Source organism: Corynebacterium auris, assembly GCF_030408575.1.
In the GTDB taxonomy this organism is placed as follows: Bacteria; Actinomycetota; Actinomycetes; order Mycobacteriales; family Mycobacteriaceae; genus Corynebacterium; species Corynebacterium auris.
On sequence record NZ_CP047047.1, the window covers coordinates 1653849 to 1668022 of the forward strand.

The 14174-nt window shown below is 67.9% G+C and carries 14 protein-coding genes; 5 read left to right on the forward strand and 9 right to left on the reverse strand.

The genetic code is table 11. The features are described 5' to 3' along the window. Positions 1–274 precede the first annotated feature (274 nt). Together CAURIS_RS07870 and CAURIS_RS07875 are read left to right on the forward strand one after the other, a co-directional pair. Complete coding sequence (locus CAURIS_RS07870; protein ID WP_290341502.1) at positions 275–1066, forward strand: hypothetical protein; 792 nt, start codon at positions 275–277, stop codon at positions 1064–1066. Beyond that, the gene (locus CAURIS_RS07875) at positions 1056–1583 is read left to right on the forward strand and encodes a type II toxin-antitoxin system VapC family toxin (RefSeq protein ID WP_290341503.1); all 528 of its coding nucleotides are present in this window, start codon (positions 1056–1058) and stop codon (positions 1581–1583) included. The genes CAURIS_RS07870 and CAURIS_RS07875 overlap by 11 nt, the downstream gene beginning before the upstream one ends. 22 nt (positions 1584–1605) lie before the next feature. Here CAURIS_RS07875 and CAURIS_RS07880 read toward each other — a convergent pair whose 3' ends face one another. Together CAURIS_RS07880 and CAURIS_RS07885 are read right to left on the reverse strand one after the other, a co-directional pair. Next, positions 1606–2190 carry a glycoside hydrolase family 25 protein gene (locus CAURIS_RS07880; protein ID WP_290341505.1) on the reverse strand — a complete coding sequence of 195 codons (585 nt, stop codon included), beginning with the start codon at positions 2188–2190 and terminating at the stop codon, positions 1606–1608. Beyond that, on the reverse strand, positions 2191–2715 hold the full coding sequence (locus tag CAURIS_RS07885) for an NUDIX hydrolase (RefSeq protein ID WP_290341506.1): 525 nt from the start codon (positions 2713–2715) through the stop codon (positions 2191–2193). Between the two features lie 90 nt (positions 2716–2805). Between CAURIS_RS07885 and CAURIS_RS07890 the strand changes: the two genes are divergently transcribed. After that, positions 2806–3579 (forward strand): hypothetical protein, encoded by a 774-nt coding sequence (locus tag CAURIS_RS07890; protein ID WP_290341507.1) that lies wholly within the window; start codon positions 2806–2808, stop codon positions 3577–3579. Positions 3580–3592: 13 nt separating this feature from the next. On the opposite strand, the gene CAURIS_RS07895 is transcribed toward CAURIS_RS07890, so the two are convergent. The 3 genes from CAURIS_RS07895 to thrC are packed head-to-tail and all read right to left on the reverse strand — an operon-like array spanning position 3593 to position 6117. Then, a complete protein-coding gene (locus tag CAURIS_RS07895) occupies positions 3593–4522 on the reverse strand; it encodes a trypsin-like serine protease (RefSeq protein WP_290341508.1) in 930 nt (309 codons plus the stop codon). Further along, positions 4506–4649, reverse strand: coding sequence for a hypothetical protein (locus CAURIS_RS07900; protein ID WP_290341509.1), 144 nt, complete (start codon positions 4647–4649; stop codon positions 4506–4508). Before CAURIS_RS07900 ends, CAURIS_RS07895 begins: the two co-directional genes overlap by 17 nt. Before the next feature lie 16 nt (positions 4650–4665). After that, entirely contained in the window at positions 4666–6117 is a 1452-nt protein-coding gene (thrC, locus tag CAURIS_RS07905; protein ID WP_290341510.1) for a threonine synthase, read from the reverse strand. Between the two features lie 59 nt (positions 6118–6176). On the opposite strand from thrC, the gene CAURIS_RS07910 reads away from it, so the two are divergent. Beyond that, positions 6177–7478: an MFS transporter gene (locus tag CAURIS_RS07910; protein WP_290341511.1), complete on the forward strand. Its 1302-nt coding sequence runs from the start codon at positions 6177–6179 to the stop codon at positions 7476–7478. Positions 7479–7491: 13 nt separating this feature from the next. Here CAURIS_RS07910 and CAURIS_RS07915 read toward each other — a convergent pair whose 3' ends face one another. The 3 genes from CAURIS_RS07915 to glnA all read right to left on the reverse strand — a co-directional run bounded on the left by CAURIS_RS07915 (position 7492) and on the right by glnA (position 12193). Further along, the gene (locus tag CAURIS_RS07915) at positions 7492–7746 is read right to left on the reverse strand and encodes a hypothetical protein (RefSeq protein WP_290341512.1); all 255 of its coding nucleotides are present in this window, start codon (positions 7744–7746) and stop codon (positions 7492–7494) included. 68 nt (positions 7747–7814) lie between these two features. Then, complete coding sequence (locus CAURIS_RS07920; protein WP_290341513.1) at positions 7815–10856, reverse strand: bifunctional [glutamine synthetase] adenylyltransferase/[glutamine synthetase]-adenylyl-L-tyrosine phosphorylase; 3042 nt, start codon at positions 10854–10856, stop codon at positions 7815–7817. Between the two features lie 2 nt (positions 10857–10858). Beyond that, the gene (gene glnA / locus CAURIS_RS07925) at positions 10859–12193 is read right to left on the reverse strand and encodes a type I glutamate--ammonia ligase (protein ID WP_290341514.1); all 1335 of its coding nucleotides are present in this window, start codon (positions 12191–12193) and stop codon (positions 10859–10861) included. 125 nt (positions 12194–12318) lie between these two features. Here glnA and CAURIS_RS07930 point away from each other — a divergent pair, with 125 nt between their 5' ends. Further along, complete coding sequence (locus tag CAURIS_RS07930) at positions 12319–13911, forward strand: CYTH and CHAD domain-containing protein (RefSeq protein ID WP_290341515.1); 1593 nt, start codon at positions 12319–12321, stop codon at positions 13909–13911. Positions 13912–13914: 3 nt separating this feature from the next. Here CAURIS_RS07930 and CAURIS_RS07935 read toward each other — a convergent pair whose 3' ends face one another. Further along, a complete protein-coding gene (locus tag CAURIS_RS07935; protein ID WP_290341516.1) occupies positions 13915–14121 on the reverse strand; it encodes a hypothetical protein in 207 nt (68 codons plus the stop codon). Positions 14122–14174: the final 53 nt, after the last annotated feature.

Here is a 14174-nt window from a genome sequence, read left to right on the forward strand (position 1 = left end):
CTTTCGGCCCCGAGAATCTACGCGGATTCTCGGGGACCGTGCCTTTTTTCGGGCCGTTTTCGCTTACGTTTAGCCCTTAGCCTGTCGTGTGCCGCTCGGCCATTTTTCGATGGGAAGACGCCCACGGCAACCACGCGGCACTGACCGTGGTTCCTCACTTTCCTGCACTACGCCGCGTGGCGTGACGCCATGTGTTCGAGTCGGTGGCGTTGTGATGCCGTTCTGGCGGATAGACTCATGCCATACAACGCCGCGCCACCCCTAGGAGGTGACTATGAACGACGAAAACCCAACGAACGGAGCGCTCAATGTCATTGAGCTAAAGCTCAACGGCGAGCTGAGCGGAATCGACGCCAAAACTGTCGCCGATGGGCTCGATCTGCTCAGGAAGCTCGTGGGCAGTTTTACTCCGAACGGGGGTCCGGTCAAAATGGCATCGCTGAGAACCGGCAGCACTGTTACTGGCGTTATAGCCACACCTGAAGCCGAAGATTCGATCCTCTACGGCATTGAATTGGTTCGCAACCGCCAGGTTCTTCCTGTGAATTGGTCCTCGAAGCAGGCAACCTTACTGCGTGAGCTGGCGAGACTCTCACGTCGCAGCGGCGTCGCCTCAGCCGAGATCCTGGGGCGTAACACCGAGCGGGCATTGCCATTGGATTCTGCCCTCGACGCGTCCATCCAAGAAGCAATGAAGAAGGCCCCCACCTCAATCGGATCCGTGGTGGGCAAGCTCCACAGCTACCAAGACAGCGCTCAAGGGCTCAGTGCGACGCTGCGAGACCACATCACTCATCAAAACGTTCGGGTAACTTTCGACGAAGACCTCGACGCGGCCATTCGGCAGAATCTCCGGCGCGTGGTCGAGGTCTCTGGGGTGTTGAAGCGGCACCCTGAATCCAATGCCCCAGAAGAGGTAGACGCCAAAAGCGTCGAAGCAATGCCTTCCATCCCCACCCCTGTATCGGGCCGCGGAATCTGGAGGCGGCTAAAAGACAAGGGCGTGACGGCGCGAGACATAATGCATGAACTTCGCGCCGAGGAACCGAGCACCTATGGCTCGTAGGGAAAAACCCGTTCGTGTCGCGATTGACTCGAATCTCTTTATTAGCCTGTTCCTCGACGAGGACGAAAACCTCAACGATCGTACCGAAGCCGTGCTCCGATACGACGGATTCGACGTGATTTTATCAACGCTGGTAGGCATCGAAGGCGTCGGCGGCCACGGGATGCGACAGGGAGCAACGGTTGGCCCCATCAACAGCGAGGAAGTCCAAGCCGCGCGCGATTTTTTCGATAACGCGGACGTTCTCTGGATGGAAGTAAATCGAAGGGTCATGCTCCTCGCCCGCGACTACTGCACGAAGTTTCTCATCACACCACCTGACGCAACGGTCCTTGCTTGTGCGGTCGAGTCTGGCTGCGAGTACTTGTTCACGACTGACAAGGGGCTCATCAAACACTCGCCCTCAATTCCCGAGATCAAAATTAGCCCTCCACCGGAACTCTCTTTCTTCCCTGGTGAGCAGAAGGGGTTCGTCATTCCCGATGAACCGGGCGGGGATGCCGAGTTACCTAAGTAGCGCCAGCAACCAAACATCCCCGCTACTGCGCTGCGTTGACGTCCACCGAAAAACCGGCCACGCTTCCCCGCGAGGAAAACTGCCACACGGCGGGCCTTTGCTTGCCGACGCCCCGCGGCCAGCCCCCCGGGAAAACCTCGCGCGGCGCGCCGCGGGGGTTCGCGCCGTGGGCGCCGAGCCAGAGCGCCCCGAACCGCCGCGTGTCGGCGCCGAGCATGCGCCAGCGCCACCAGCGCGGGTACGTGTAAATGCCCGCCACGGTGACACCGCGCTGGGTGAAAAGGGTGTGGGCCAGGTGGACGTCGTGAAGCGAAAGCCCCGCGGGCGTCTCGCAGTCGAGCCACATGGGTAGGTCGGCGCCGTCCATGACCTCGAGGCTGGCCTCGACCTGCTCGGCGACGCTCGTGCCCTCGGAGAGGCTGCGCAGGTAGTGGTAGGCGCTGACCTCCAGGCCGGCGGCGCGGGCGTCGGCGAGGTGGGAGGCGAAGCAGCGGTCGCGGTAGGTCCCGTCCGTCGTGCGCAGGATGGCGAACTCGATGCCCTCGGCCGCGGCGCGCACCAGGGACAGCCCGTCCTGGTGCTCGGAGACGTCGATGCCGAAGCGCATCTAGCGCTTCTTCAGGCCCAGGCGCGGCTCGAAGGCGCCCGGGTGGCGGCGCTGGGAGGCGGCGTCGGCGATGGCGAGGCGCCACTTCGGGTCCTCGACGGGCATCTGGGAGATCGGGAACCACCCGGCATCGGTGTTCTCGTCGTCGGCCGCGCGCGGCACCGCAGTCGGGTCCTCCGGCTCGAGGCGAAGCTGCACCGACATGTATGTCGCGCGGTCCCCGTTGGCGTGGGTGACGGGCCCGACCGCGCCGACGCCGAGCAGCGCCACCGGGCGGGCGGCCAGCCCCGTCTCCTCGGCCACCTCGCGCACGGCCGCATCGTGGGGCTCCTCCCCCGGGTCCGCGATCCCCGTAACCGGGGTCCAGGCACCGTTGTCCGCGCGCTTGACCAGCAGCACCTCCGGCACTGCCCAGGCGGATTCGGACTGCGCGTCGCGCAGCACGATCGCCGCGACGGCCGGCACCCACATCAGGTCCGTTCCGATTTTCTTTCGCGTCTCGACGATGAACTCGGGGATCGGCATGCATCACCTTTCTGGGAACAACAAAGTCACACGGGTACGGCGGTCGCCTCCGCGGTTACCCAGTGTAGGTGGGCTAGACTCCTAGGCATCATGAGCACGGCCCACACCCCCTCCCCGGACGCGCAGCAGAAGCGCCCGCTCGTTCGGCGCGTCCCGGGGCCACTATTCACGGCCGGCTACGGCGCGCTTCTCGTCGGCGTCGTCGTCATGGGCGTGCTCCTGGTCAGCTACGAGTCGGGCGCCGAGGAGCCACCCGCGGTTGTGGAGCGGCCCCAGCGCCCGAGGATCCCTGCCCAGACCAGCCAGGACAACGTCGATGCCAGCGTGCGCGCCGCCTACATTGCCGAACCCTCCACCGCCCGCACCCCCACGGGTGTCACCCTCACCGGCACCGTGACGGAGCAAGCGGAGGCGGACACCGTGGAATTCGCCGGCCACCTCTCGCGGCTGCTGCAGCAAAACTGCGTGGACAACATGACGCTGCGCACGCAGGACAACATGCGCATCAACTTTTGGGGTTTTTGCTACTCCTCGCTGCCCGAGCAGACGATCCAGGGCTACATCGACGATGCGCTGCGCAACGGCGCCGAGCACGTCTCCTTCTACTTCCACCCCGGCCGCCTGCACGAGCACTCCGTGTGGTTCACGTGGATGGAGGACACGCAGGAAGACCTCGACTCGTTGACCTCCACGTGGCGCCAGTCGCGGCGACTCGAGGGGGTGGACCGGCTCACGTTCATAGCCTACGGCCCGGAGACGATGCAGGTCTTCGAGCGCACCCGCAAGGGGGTGTGGGAGCACACCGCGCCCACCGGGGAGAGGTTTAAGCAGGAGCACGAAGTGCCTACCCCGGCGCTGGAGTGAGCGCGCCGGACTCTCACCACTGCTGGAAGACCCACTGCGCGTCGGGCACCACCGACTCGACGACCTGCATGGTCTGCTCCACGCTGGAGTAGGACATGCGCCGCGGGTTCTCCATCCCCTCGTAGCAGGCCTCCTCAGAGCGGCCGGCCTCGGTGCCAGAGACGACGCCGATGATCGTCGCGCGGCCGTTGACATCGCGGAAGACCGGGCCGCCGGAGTCTCCCCTCTGCGCACACACAGCGGCGATGTCGCCGCGGGTCTCGCGCTCCTCGTCGGTGTCCGTGGTGATGATCTGAACCCGCCCGGTCTCCTCGAACGGCCCGCACGTGTACCCGGTGGTGCCGCCCGTCTTGCACACCGTCTCCAGCGGGGCGGGGATGTCCTCCGCAATGCCGGTCTCGATGGGGGCGCCCACCAGGTCCATGTAGCGCTCCGGGTCGGTGATCTCGATGATGCCGACGTCGATGTTGGGCGCGCCCGGGCTGTAGAGGCCGGAGTAGATGAAGCGCCCGGCCTCCGTGGCGTAATCCAGCGCCGTCGTGGCGTTCGTCGGCCAGACGAGGTCCCCCTCGCGCCCGCAGTGCCCCGCCGTGACGGCGAAGTTGCGGCCCTGCGCGTTGGAGAAGCTGAACGCGACGGTGCAGGACTGCGCGGTGAAGGACTCGCCGGCCTGCGGGTAGTGGTCGGTGCTCTGGATTAAGGTTCCGGGCGCCCACAGCGCCAGCTCGGGGACGCGGACGACGTTGGCCTGCTCCTCCGGGGGCGGGGGCGGCGGGGCCTCGGCCGGGGTTTGTACCTCTTCCCTGGCCTGGCGCTCCTCCTGCGTGGCGGTGGGCACCTGGGAGGTGACCAGACCGCCCCACACGATCAGAGCCACGGATACGGCCGCGACCACGATCGCGGCGTACCACGGGCCGTTTGTGCTCTTAGTCGGCGTGCTCACCCGGTCCGCCTTGCTCGGTGGTCTCTTCCTGGCCCTCCGCCTTCTTGCCCGCGGCAAGGTCGCGGAGGAACTTTTCGGGGTCGAACTCGGTGTAGTAGTCGGGGCCCGCGAACTGTTCCTGCGCCATCTGTGTCACCCCCTCGCTATACCGTGGTGGAGTTGATCGTGGTGGCAATGAAGTCCTTCACGGCGTCGGCGTCGTTGGGCAGGTCAGTGACGTGGCGCTGCGCGTCGAGCACCGCGGCGAAGCGCTCGGGGACCTCCGGGTCGCGGCCGAGGGCCTCGCGGATGGTGTCGGCGAACTTCACCGGCAGCGCGGTCTCCAGCACGACGATGGGGCTTTCCACCTGCTGCGCCACGGAGCGGGCCACGTGCACGCCGTCCGCTGTGTGCGGGTCGATGACCACGCCGTAGGCGCGCTCGACGTCGGCGATCGTAGCCACGCGGTCGGCGTGAGCGGAGGAGCCAGAAAGGAAGCCGAACTCCTCGCGGATGCGCTCGAGGGTGCCCGGCTCGGCCTCCTCTTCGAGGGAAAAGCCGCCGTTTTTGGCCTTGACGGCGAACAGGTCGGCCGTCAGGTGGGCGTCGCGGCCGAGGACGTCGAAGACGAAACGCTCGAAGTTGGAGGCGCGGGAGATATCCATCGAGGGCGAGGAGGTGGCCAGGGTCTCGGCCGCCGAGCGGGGCCGGTAGTGACCGGTGGTGAAGAACTCGTGCAGCACGTCGTTTTCGTTCGTCGCCACGATCAGCTTGTCCACCGGAAGGCCCATCTGCTTGGCCACGTGCCCGGCGCAGATGTCGCCGAAGTTGCCGGTGGGCACGCAGAAGGAAAGGCGCTCAGAGTTGTCCTCCGTCACCCGCAGGTAGGTGGAAATGTAGTAGACAACCTGGGCCAAAAGGCGCGCCCAGTTGATCGAGTTGACCGCGCCGATGCTGTACTTCGCCTTGAACGCCGCGTCCGCGCTGACCTCCTTGACCACATCCTGGCAGTCGTCGAAGACGCCGTCGAGCGCGATGTTGAACACGTTCGGCTCGTCCAGGCCGAACATCTGCGCCTGCTGGAAGGGGGTCATGCGCCCGGCGGGGGTGAGCATGAAGACGCGGATGTTGTCGCGCCCGCGCATCGCGTACTCGGCGGAGGAGCCCGTGTCGCCGGAGGTAGCGCCCAGGATGTTGATCTCCTCGCCGCGGCGGCCCAGCTCGTACTCAAACAGCTCGCCGAGCAGCTGCATCGCCATGTCCTTGAAGGCGGCCGTGGGGCCCTCGGACAGGTGCGCCAGGTAAAGCTCGTCCCCGAGGGCGCTCACGGGCACGATCTCCTCGGTGGAAAAGGCCGGGGTGCGGTACGCGCGGGCCGCGATCTTATCGATCTGCGCCGCGGGGATGTCGTCGACGAAAAGCTTGATCACCTCGGCGGCGAGGGCGGCGTAGCCCTTCTCGGCGAGAAGGCCGCGCCAGGCGTCGAGAAGCTTGGGCGTGATGCGCGGGTAGACCGCGGGCAGGTAAAGCCCGCCGTCGGGGGCGAGACCGCCGAGCAGGATGTCGGTGAACGTGGCCGGTCGAGCGGCCGCATCGCGCGTCGAAATGTAATCCACCTCTGACAGTCTACGGTGTATGCGCCGGAGGTGACAGCAGTGGTTTACCTTGTATCGATATGACCTCCCCCAACCCCCGCGAGCGCCTCACCGCGAAGGCCGTGACCGTGTGGGCGGGAGCCGTCCTCGTCTACGTGGTTGCCATCCTCGGTCGCACCTCCTTCGGCGTCGCGGGGGTTGAGGCGATCGAGCGCTTCGAGGTCGACGCTTCCCGCATCGCCGTGTTCACCTCCGTCCAGGTCGGCGTGTACGCCTTAGCCCAAATCCCGGTAGGCATCCTCATCGACCGCTACGGCCCGCGCGTGCTGCTCGTCGCGGGCGCACTCGTCATGGCCGCCGGCCAGGTCCTGCTCGGCCTCACCGAGTCCTACCCGGTGGCCATCGCCGCCCGCGTCCTCATCGGCGCCGGCGACTCCACCGCCTTCCTCTCCGCCCTGCGCGTGCTGCCCTTCTGGTTCCCGCTCCGGCATACGCCGCTGTTTACCCAGCTCACCGCGTCTCTGGGTCAGCTCGGCCAGTTCCTTTCCGCCGTGCCCTTCCTGGCACTTTTGCACGCGCAGGGCTGGACTGTCGCGTTTGTCTCGCTCGGCGCCGTCGGTGTGCTCGTGGGCATCCTCGCCGGCATAGCTGTCGCGGACTCGCCGGACACCGCGGGCCCACGGGAGAAGCGCACGAGGAAAAAAGCGGAGCGCATCCCCGTCAGAGAGGTCCTTCGCACCGTGCTGCGCTCCCCGCTGTGCTGGGAGGCCTTCTGCATCCACGGTTTTTCCATGTTCTTCATGCTCAACTTCACGCTGTTGTGGGGCGTGCCCCTAGCCACCCTCGGCATGGGGCTCTCCCCCGCCCAGGCGGGCGCTGCGCTGACGCTCTACACCTTCTCCACCATGGCCGCCGCGCCGCTGCTCGGGCCGTTGTCCGCGCGTACCGGCGTGCGCCGCGACCTCGCCGCGCTCGCCATCGCCGCGGTGCACTGCGCGGTGTGGGTCGCCTTCTTCGCCTCGCCGGAACCGCGCGGCTACGCCTTCCTCTGCGTACTCATGGTGCTCATGGGCCTGGCCACGCCGACGTCGAACTTCGGCTTCGACACCGTGCGCGAGGAAATGCCCCGCACGATGGTGGCCACGGGCACCGGCCTGGGCAACATGGGAGGCTTCGTCTCCGCGATGGCGTCCTCGCAGATCGTCGGCCTGCTCCTCGATCACTCCGCGCCCGCCGGCGACTACACGTGGGGGGATTTCCGCTTCGCGTGGGTCGCCGTCTTCGCCATCTGGGCGGTACTCGTCGTCGGGCTGCTCGTCTTCCGGCGCGCCGTCGTGCGGCGCAGGCGCGAGCGCGGCGTGCGCTTCGTCGCCGAAGGATAGACGCCCCAGCGAGCTAGTGCCGCGGCGGCTCCTGGCGTCCCGTGAGGATATCCACGACGCTGCGGATCGCCGCGTCCCCGATCTGTGGCAGCTGCTGCGCGGTACTCGCCGGCGGAGCCGCCGCGGGCTCCACCGTCACATGCAGGGTCCCGCTGTCGAGCACAAGGGGAGCACGCTTGTCGACGCCCGCAACCCGCGCCGCCTCCACCAGCGCCTGCAGGTCCGCGAAGGTCGCATTTTCCAGGTCAACACTCAAGTTCATAGCCATGCCCCCGACACTAGCGGCGCCCGCCGCCGCTGCGTATCGGGGACGACCCTGATTTTCCGCCTCAACCTTTAGAACTGCCCGTCGAACTCGCGGGAGGGCACCTCCCCCCAGAACACCTCCTCGATTACGGCGTGCGCCCGGCGCGTGGCGCGCAGGTAATCCTCCAGGAACTCCTGCTGTTCCTCCGGGGCGTAGCCGGCGGAACCAGCGACCTGCGCGAGCTGGGGGCCGGGGGCGGGCAGCTGGTCGGTGCGCTTACCTGTGACGAGCACGAGCGCGTTGCGCGCCTTGGTCGCGCGCAGCCACGCCTCGCGCAGGATGCGCGCGTTCGTCGCCGAGAGCACGTCCGCGTCCCCGAGGTCCACGAGGTAGTCGAGCACCTCGAGGGTGGAGGTGTTGTGCAGACCGGGAAGGGTGTGGGCGTGCATCATGGTGATGAGCTGGACGGTCCATTCGACGTCGGCAAGCGCACCGCGGCCCAGTTTGGTGTGGGTGTGCTTGTCGGCTCCGCGCGGCAGGCGCTCGTCGTCCACGCGGGCCTTGATCCGGCGGACCTCCCGGATGTCCTTTTCGCTCGCCCCGTCCTTCGGGTAGCGCAGGGGGTCGATCGCGTGGAGGAAGCTGGTTCCCACCTCTTCGTCGCCGGCGATGACGGTGGCGCGCTGCAGCGCCTGCTTCTCCCACACCTCGCCCCACTCGGTGTAATAGCGCTGGTAAGAGGCGACGGTGCGGGCCACCGCGCCGGATCTGCCCTCCGGGCGCAGGCCCAAGTCGACCTCGAGCGGCGGGTCGCCGGAGGGTTTGGACAGGCGCGAGCGCATGGAATCGACGATCTTGCCGGCCCAGGCGACCGCGTCGGATTCCCCGACGCCGGCGACGGGCTCCGCGACGATCATGACATCCGCGTCCGAGCCGTAGCCCAGCTCCGCCCCGCCGAGCCGGCCCATGCCGATGACGCTGATGCGCGCCTGCGGCTCCTCCTGCCCGCTCGCGGCCAGGTCCGCGCGCACCTCGGCGCGCAGCGCCGCCTCGAGAACGCCCTTCCACACCCAGGTCAGCTCGTCGCACACTTCGCGCACGCCCATGAGCCCGAGCAGATCGGCGGCGGCGATGCGGGCGAGGTCCGCCCGACGCAGGCTGCGTGCCGCGGCCACGGCCCGGTCCGGGTCTTTGTAGCGGCGGGTCGCGGCGATGATGGCGTTGTAGGCCTGGTCGGGGGCGGCGTCGAGCAGCTTCGGCCCCGTCGCCCCGTCGCCGAGCAGCTGGACTACCTCGGGGGCGGAAATGATGAGGTCGGAAGCGTAGGGGGAGTTGCCCAGGATGTGCATGAGGCGCTGCCCCACGACGCCTTCGTCGCGCAGCATGCGCAGGAACCAGCTCTTTTCCTCCGCGGCTTCGGATAGCTTGCGGTAGTTGAGCAGGCCCGCGCCCGGGTCCGCGGTGTCCCCGAGCCAGTGCATCAGGCCGGGCAGCAAGATAGCCTGCAGCTTCGCCCGGCGCGAGGAGCCCTTGACCAGGAAGGCGAGGTGCTCGTAGGCCCGCGCGGGGTGCCGGTAGCCCAGCGCCTTCAGCTGGTCCTTGACCGCGTCGGCGGACAGGGCGACCTCGCCCACGCTCATGCTGACAACGGCGTTGAGCAGCGGCCGGTAGAAGAGCTTTTCGTGGAGCGTGGACACGCTGCGGCGATACTTGCGCAGCGTCGCGTCGAGCTGCTCGGCGGCGCTCGCCCGCGCGTTCGAAGTGAACCCGGAGGCGCGCGCCAGCCAGCGCCGCGCCTTCTTCTCCTCGCGCGGGGGCAAGGTGTGCGTGCGCTTGAAGCGCTGCAGCTGCAGGCGGTGTTCGAGCAGCCGCAGGAAACCGTAGGCGTCGATGAGCTGGCGGGCGTCCTCGCGTCCGACGTAGCCGCCGTCCGAGAGCGCTTCGAGGGCCGCCACCGTGTTCCGGGCGCGCAGGTTCGTGTCGGCGCGCCCGTGGACGAGCTGGAGCAGCTGGACGGCGAACTCCACGTCGCGCAGGCCCCCGCGGCCCAGCTTCAGCTCCAGCTCCCGCATGTCCTCGGGCACGTTTTCCAGCACGCGCCGACGCATGGCCTGGACATCCTCCACGAAGGACTCGCGCTGCGAGGCCTCCCACACCAGCGGCTCGAGCGCGGCAACGTACTGCTCACCCAGCTCCATGTCGCCGGTCATGGGCCGGGCCTTGAGCAGCGCCTGGAACTCCCACGTCTGCGCCCACCGCTTGTAGTAGGCGACGTGGCTGTCCAGCGTGCGCACGAGCGCGCCGGACTTGCCCTCGGGGCGCAGGTTCGCGTCCACCTCGAAGAAGCACTCCGTGCCGATGCGCATGAGCTCGCTGGCCAGGCGGGTCGCCTTCGCGTCGGCCGGCTCGGCGACGAAGATGACATCGACGTCGGAGATGTAGTTGAGCTCCCGCGCCCCGCACTTGCCCAGCGCCAGCACCGCCAGGCGGGCGTCGGGCTGCTCCTCGCCGTAGACCCGGCGCACGGCCACGGCCAGGGCGGCGGACAGCGCCGCGTCCGCGCACGCCGTTAGCGCCGCCGTCACCCGGGCGTAGCCGAGCTGTTCCTCCGCGTCCGCGCCGGGAAATGTCCCGGCGAGGTCGGCGGCCGCGATGCGCATGATCAGACTGCGGTAGGTATCGCGCAGGGCCGCGCGCGCCGTGCCCGGCGAGGAGTACTCCTCCTGCGCGCGGCACAGCCCCGGCGCGTCCGGGACCTCCTCCGCGCCCACCGCCGCGAGCATCGTCTCGCGCAGCTCCTTGTCCGTGGGCACCTCGCCCGCCAGGCTGCGCCACTGCTCGGGGTGGGCGACCAGGTGGTCCGACAGGGCGGTGGAGGCGCCGAGCAGGGCGATGAGCCGGGTGCGCAAGGTGGTATCGCTCATGAGCTGCTCGCGCAGCTCCTCGTAGTCCTCGCCGAGCGCCTCGGCGAGGCGCACCGCGGTGTTTAAGGCGAGGTTCGGGTCCGCGGCGTCGCCGAGGACGTCGACAAGTTCCGTGTCCTGCCAGTCGAGGGCGGTGATGTCCTCGGCCGCTCGCGGGCCCGTCAGCCCCAGGGCCGCGAGCGAACGGGTGTTTCTGCGCGCGCTCATCTTTACAGGTCCAATCCGTTCTCGACCTCCCAGGAGGTGACCTGGGAGGTGTAGCTGTGCCACTCGTCCCACTTCGAGCGCAGGTAGAAGTCGAAGACCTGCTCGCCCAGGACGTCGGCCATGAACTCGGAGCGTTCGAGGTGGCGCAGCGCCTGATCCAGCGAGGTGGGCAGGTCGCGGTACCCCATCGCGCGGCGTTCGCGGCGGGTCAGCGACCAGACGTCGTCGCGCGCCGGCTCGTCGAGGTCGTAGCCCTCCTCGATGCCCTTCAGCCCCGCGGCGAGGACCGCGGCGAAAGCGAGGTAGGGGTTGCAGGCGGAATCCGGCGAACGCACCTCGATGCGGCGCGAATCCGCCTTATGCAGGCGGTAGGTGGGCACCCGCACCATGGCGGAGCGGTTCGAAATGCCCCAGGTCGCGGCGGTGGGGGCCTCGGAACCGAACTGGAGGCGCTTGTAGGAGTTGACCCACTGGTTCGTCACCGCGGAGATCTCGTTCGCGTGTTCGATGATGCCCGCGATGAACTGGCGCCCCGTCGCGGACAGCGAGATCTCGTCGTCCGGGTCGTGGAAGGCGTTGGTCTCCCCCTCGAACAGGGAAAAGTGCGTGTGCATCGCGGAGCCGTCCATATCCTTAAACGGCTTAGGCATGAACGTCGCGTGCACCCCGGAGGCCTCCGCGATCGTCTTCACGATGTACTTGAAGGTGACCACGTTGTCCGCCATGGTCAGCGCGTTCGTGTGCCGCAGGTCGATCTCCTGCTGGCCAGGGCTGGCTTCGTGGTGGGAGAACTCGGTGACGATACCCATGTACTCCAGCGCCGAGATGGTCTGGCGGCGAAACTTCGGCGCCTCGTTGCGCTTGGCCTGGTCGAAGTAGCCGCCCTTGTCCGCCGGGCGCGGCTCCTGCATCCCGTCACCGGTTTTGACCAGGTAAAACTCGATCTCCGGGCTGGCCACGAAGTCGAAGCCGAGGTTTTTCGCCTTCTCCACCTGGCGGCGCAGGATCTGCCGGGGGTCCGCGTAGAGCGGGTCGCCGTCAGGCATGGTGATGTCGCAGAACATCCGCGCGGTCTGCAGCCCCTCCTCCTCGTCGAAGGGCAGGGCCTGGTAGGTCGAGGGGTCGGGGCGCAGCAGCGTATCCGACTCGGAGACGCGGGAAAACCCCTCGATGGAGGAGCCGTCAAAGCCGACGCCCTCCGCGAAAGCCGCCTCCAGCTCGGCGGGCGACATCATCACCGTCTTCAACGAGCCGAACAGGTCGGTAAACCACAGCCGGATAAACCCGATATCCTGCTCGCTGACCTTGCGCAGAACGTTTTCCTGTTGGCTACTCATAGGCTTTCACCTTACCGGCTCCAACGCTTACGCCGGCTTGCTTAACGACGGGTAGAATGGCGCGCATCTAGGCCAAAACGGCGCACCCCACGCGCGATGCTGGAACGAGAAAGGGCGAGCACCACGTGTCCGAGAACAATCACGACACCCCCCGCGACGTACTCGAGGTGGAGGCCAAGCTGGCCGTCGACGAGGCAACCGCTGTCCCCGACCTCACGGAGCTGCCGGGAGTAGAAAGCGTCCTCGACAGCGTGGAGCACCACCTGTCCGCCATCTACTTCGACACCCCCGACCTGCGCCTCACGAGGGCAAAGATCACGCTGCGCCGCCGCACCGGGGGCGCGGACGACGGCTGGCACCTCAAGCTGCCCGCCGGTTCGGCCCGCCGCGAGCTGCGCGCCCCGCTGCAGGAGCCGACCCAGATCCCCGAGGAGCTGCTGGCCAACGTGCGCGCCATCGTGCGCACCGCAGAGCTTTCCCCGATTGCCCAGGTGGATAACTACCGCGTCGAATCCGCCCTTGGTTCGCCGACCGGCGAGAAGGTCGCCGAGTTCTGCGACGACCACGTCACGGCGTGGTCTCTGCTGCCCGGCGGCGAGCGGACCTCCTGGCGCGAGTGGGAACTCGAGCTGTCCGAGTTCACCGCCGGCACAGAGGAGGGCGAGGCGCTGCTGTCGCGGGCAACCTCCTTCCTCATCGCCGCGGGGGCGCGCAAGTCCGATTCACCCTCCAAGCTGGCCACGGCCCTCGGCTCCTCCGCCGAGTCCGCCCCCCTGCCGCCGCACCTTCGCGCGCCCGAGCTCGACCCCGACTCGCCGGCAGCTGCGGTGGTGAGCGCACTGCGCACCCAGCGCGACTCCATCGTGAGCTGGGAGCCGCGCGTCCGCGCCGACGAATGGGATTCCGTCCATCAGCTGCGCGTATCCACTCGCGAGATGCGCTCCCTGCTCGAAACCTTCGAGGGAATCCTCGAGGGCGAGCAACTTTCTCACCTCGAGGACGAACTGAAGGAGACCGCCGCGGTCTTGGGCGTCGCGCGAGACGCCGAGGTTGTCGAGGAACGCCTCCTCGCCCTCGTCGACAGCGACGAGAGCGGGCTTGTCGACGCCACCGCGGCCGCCCACATCGCCGAGGACATGCGGGCCGAGTACCGCCGGGCCCACGAGGACATCGTGGAAATGCTCGACTCCCCGCGCTTTTTGCGCCTGCTCGACGAGATCGATGCCCTGCTCGCGCACCCGCCCGTCGCCACGCATGCGGCCGAGGACGCGCCCGAGGGCGGCGAGTCCCGCGAGATCCTCTACGAGCACCTCGAGCGGGGCTTCAAAAAGGTGAAGAAGCGCCACAAGAAGGTCCTCGAGCACTACAACGACACGAGCCTGGACCTGCACGAGCGCGAGGACTACGTCCACGACGTGCGCAAGGCCGCGAAGAAGCTGCGCTACGCCTCGGTTGCGGCGGAGGGCGCTGGGCTCAAGGCCCGCCGCCTGACCAAGGCATGCAAGGCGCTGCAGTCGCAGCTCGGGGACTTCCAGGACGCGGTGACCTCCCGCGACCGTATCGAGCGCCTCGCCGCCGCGGCCCGCGAGCGCGGTGAGGACACCTTCGCCTACGGGCTGCTCTACCAGCGGGAAATGGACCGCGGCGCGCGGGCGCTCGAGGGCTACGAGAAGACGGTCTCGGAGGTGGCCAAGGCCTTCTCCAAGATCAAGCCTTAGCGGCTACTTCTCCCACGAGGCGGGCTTGCCCCAGTTCTCGTCGGCCTCCTCGCGCGCGTCAGCATCCTTGTTGCGCTGCGCCGCGATCTTGAGCGCCGCAGCCGCCTCCTCGCGCGTGGCGTAGGGCCCCATGCGGTCGCCCCATCCATCAACCTTGCCCTCGGTGATCTCCCCGGTGGCGGGGTTGTAGTAAAACTGCTCGTCGGACATGGCGCCTCTCCTTTCCTCGGCCTGCTTTCAGGTGCCGCCCACCCTACCCTCGG

Excerpts from the sequence above, each read along its gene's own strand:
- CAURIS_RS07870 (WP_290341502.1), top strand. The coding sequence starts at position 275 with ATGAACGACGAAAACCCAACGAACGGAGCGCTCAATGTCATTGAGCTA.
- CAURIS_RS07875 (WP_290341503.1), top strand. The coding sequence starts at position 1,056 with ATGGCTCGTAGGGAAAAACCCGTTCGTGTCGCGATTGACTCGAATCTC.
- CAURIS_RS07880 (WP_290341505.1), bottom strand. The coding sequence starts at position 2,190 with ATGCGCTTCGGCATCGACGTCTCCGAGCACCAGGACGGGCTGTCCCTG.
- CAURIS_RS07885 (WP_290341506.1), bottom strand. The coding sequence starts at position 2,715 with ATGCCGATCCCCGAGTTCATCGTCGAGACGCGAAAGAAAATCGGAACG.
- CAURIS_RS07890 (WP_290341507.1), top strand. The coding sequence starts at position 2,806 with ATGAGCACGGCCCACACCCCCTCCCCGGACGCGCAGCAGAAGCGCCCG.
- CAURIS_RS07900 (WP_290341509.1), bottom strand. The coding sequence starts at position 4,649 with ATGGCGCAGGAACAGTTCGCGGGCCCCGACTACTACACCGAGTTCGAC.
- CAURIS_RS07910 (WP_290341511.1), top strand. The coding sequence starts at position 6,177 with ATGACCTCCCCCAACCCCCGCGAGCGCCTCACCGCGAAGGCCGTGACC.
- CAURIS_RS07915 (WP_290341512.1), bottom strand. The coding sequence starts at position 7,746 with ATGGCTATGAACTTGAGTGTTGACCTGGAAAATGCGACCTTCGCGGAC.
- CAURIS_RS07920 (WP_290341513.1), bottom strand. The coding sequence starts at position 10,856 with ATGAGCGCGCGCAGAAACACCCGTTCGCTCGCGGCCCTGGGGCTGACG.
- glnA (WP_290341514.1), bottom strand. The coding sequence starts at position 12,193 with ATGAGTAGCCAACAGGAAAACGTTCTGCGCAAGGTCAGCGAGCAGGAT.
- CAURIS_RS07935 (WP_290341516.1), bottom strand. The coding sequence starts at position 14,121 with ATGTCCGACGAGCAGTTTTACTACAACCCCGCCACCGGGGAGATCACC.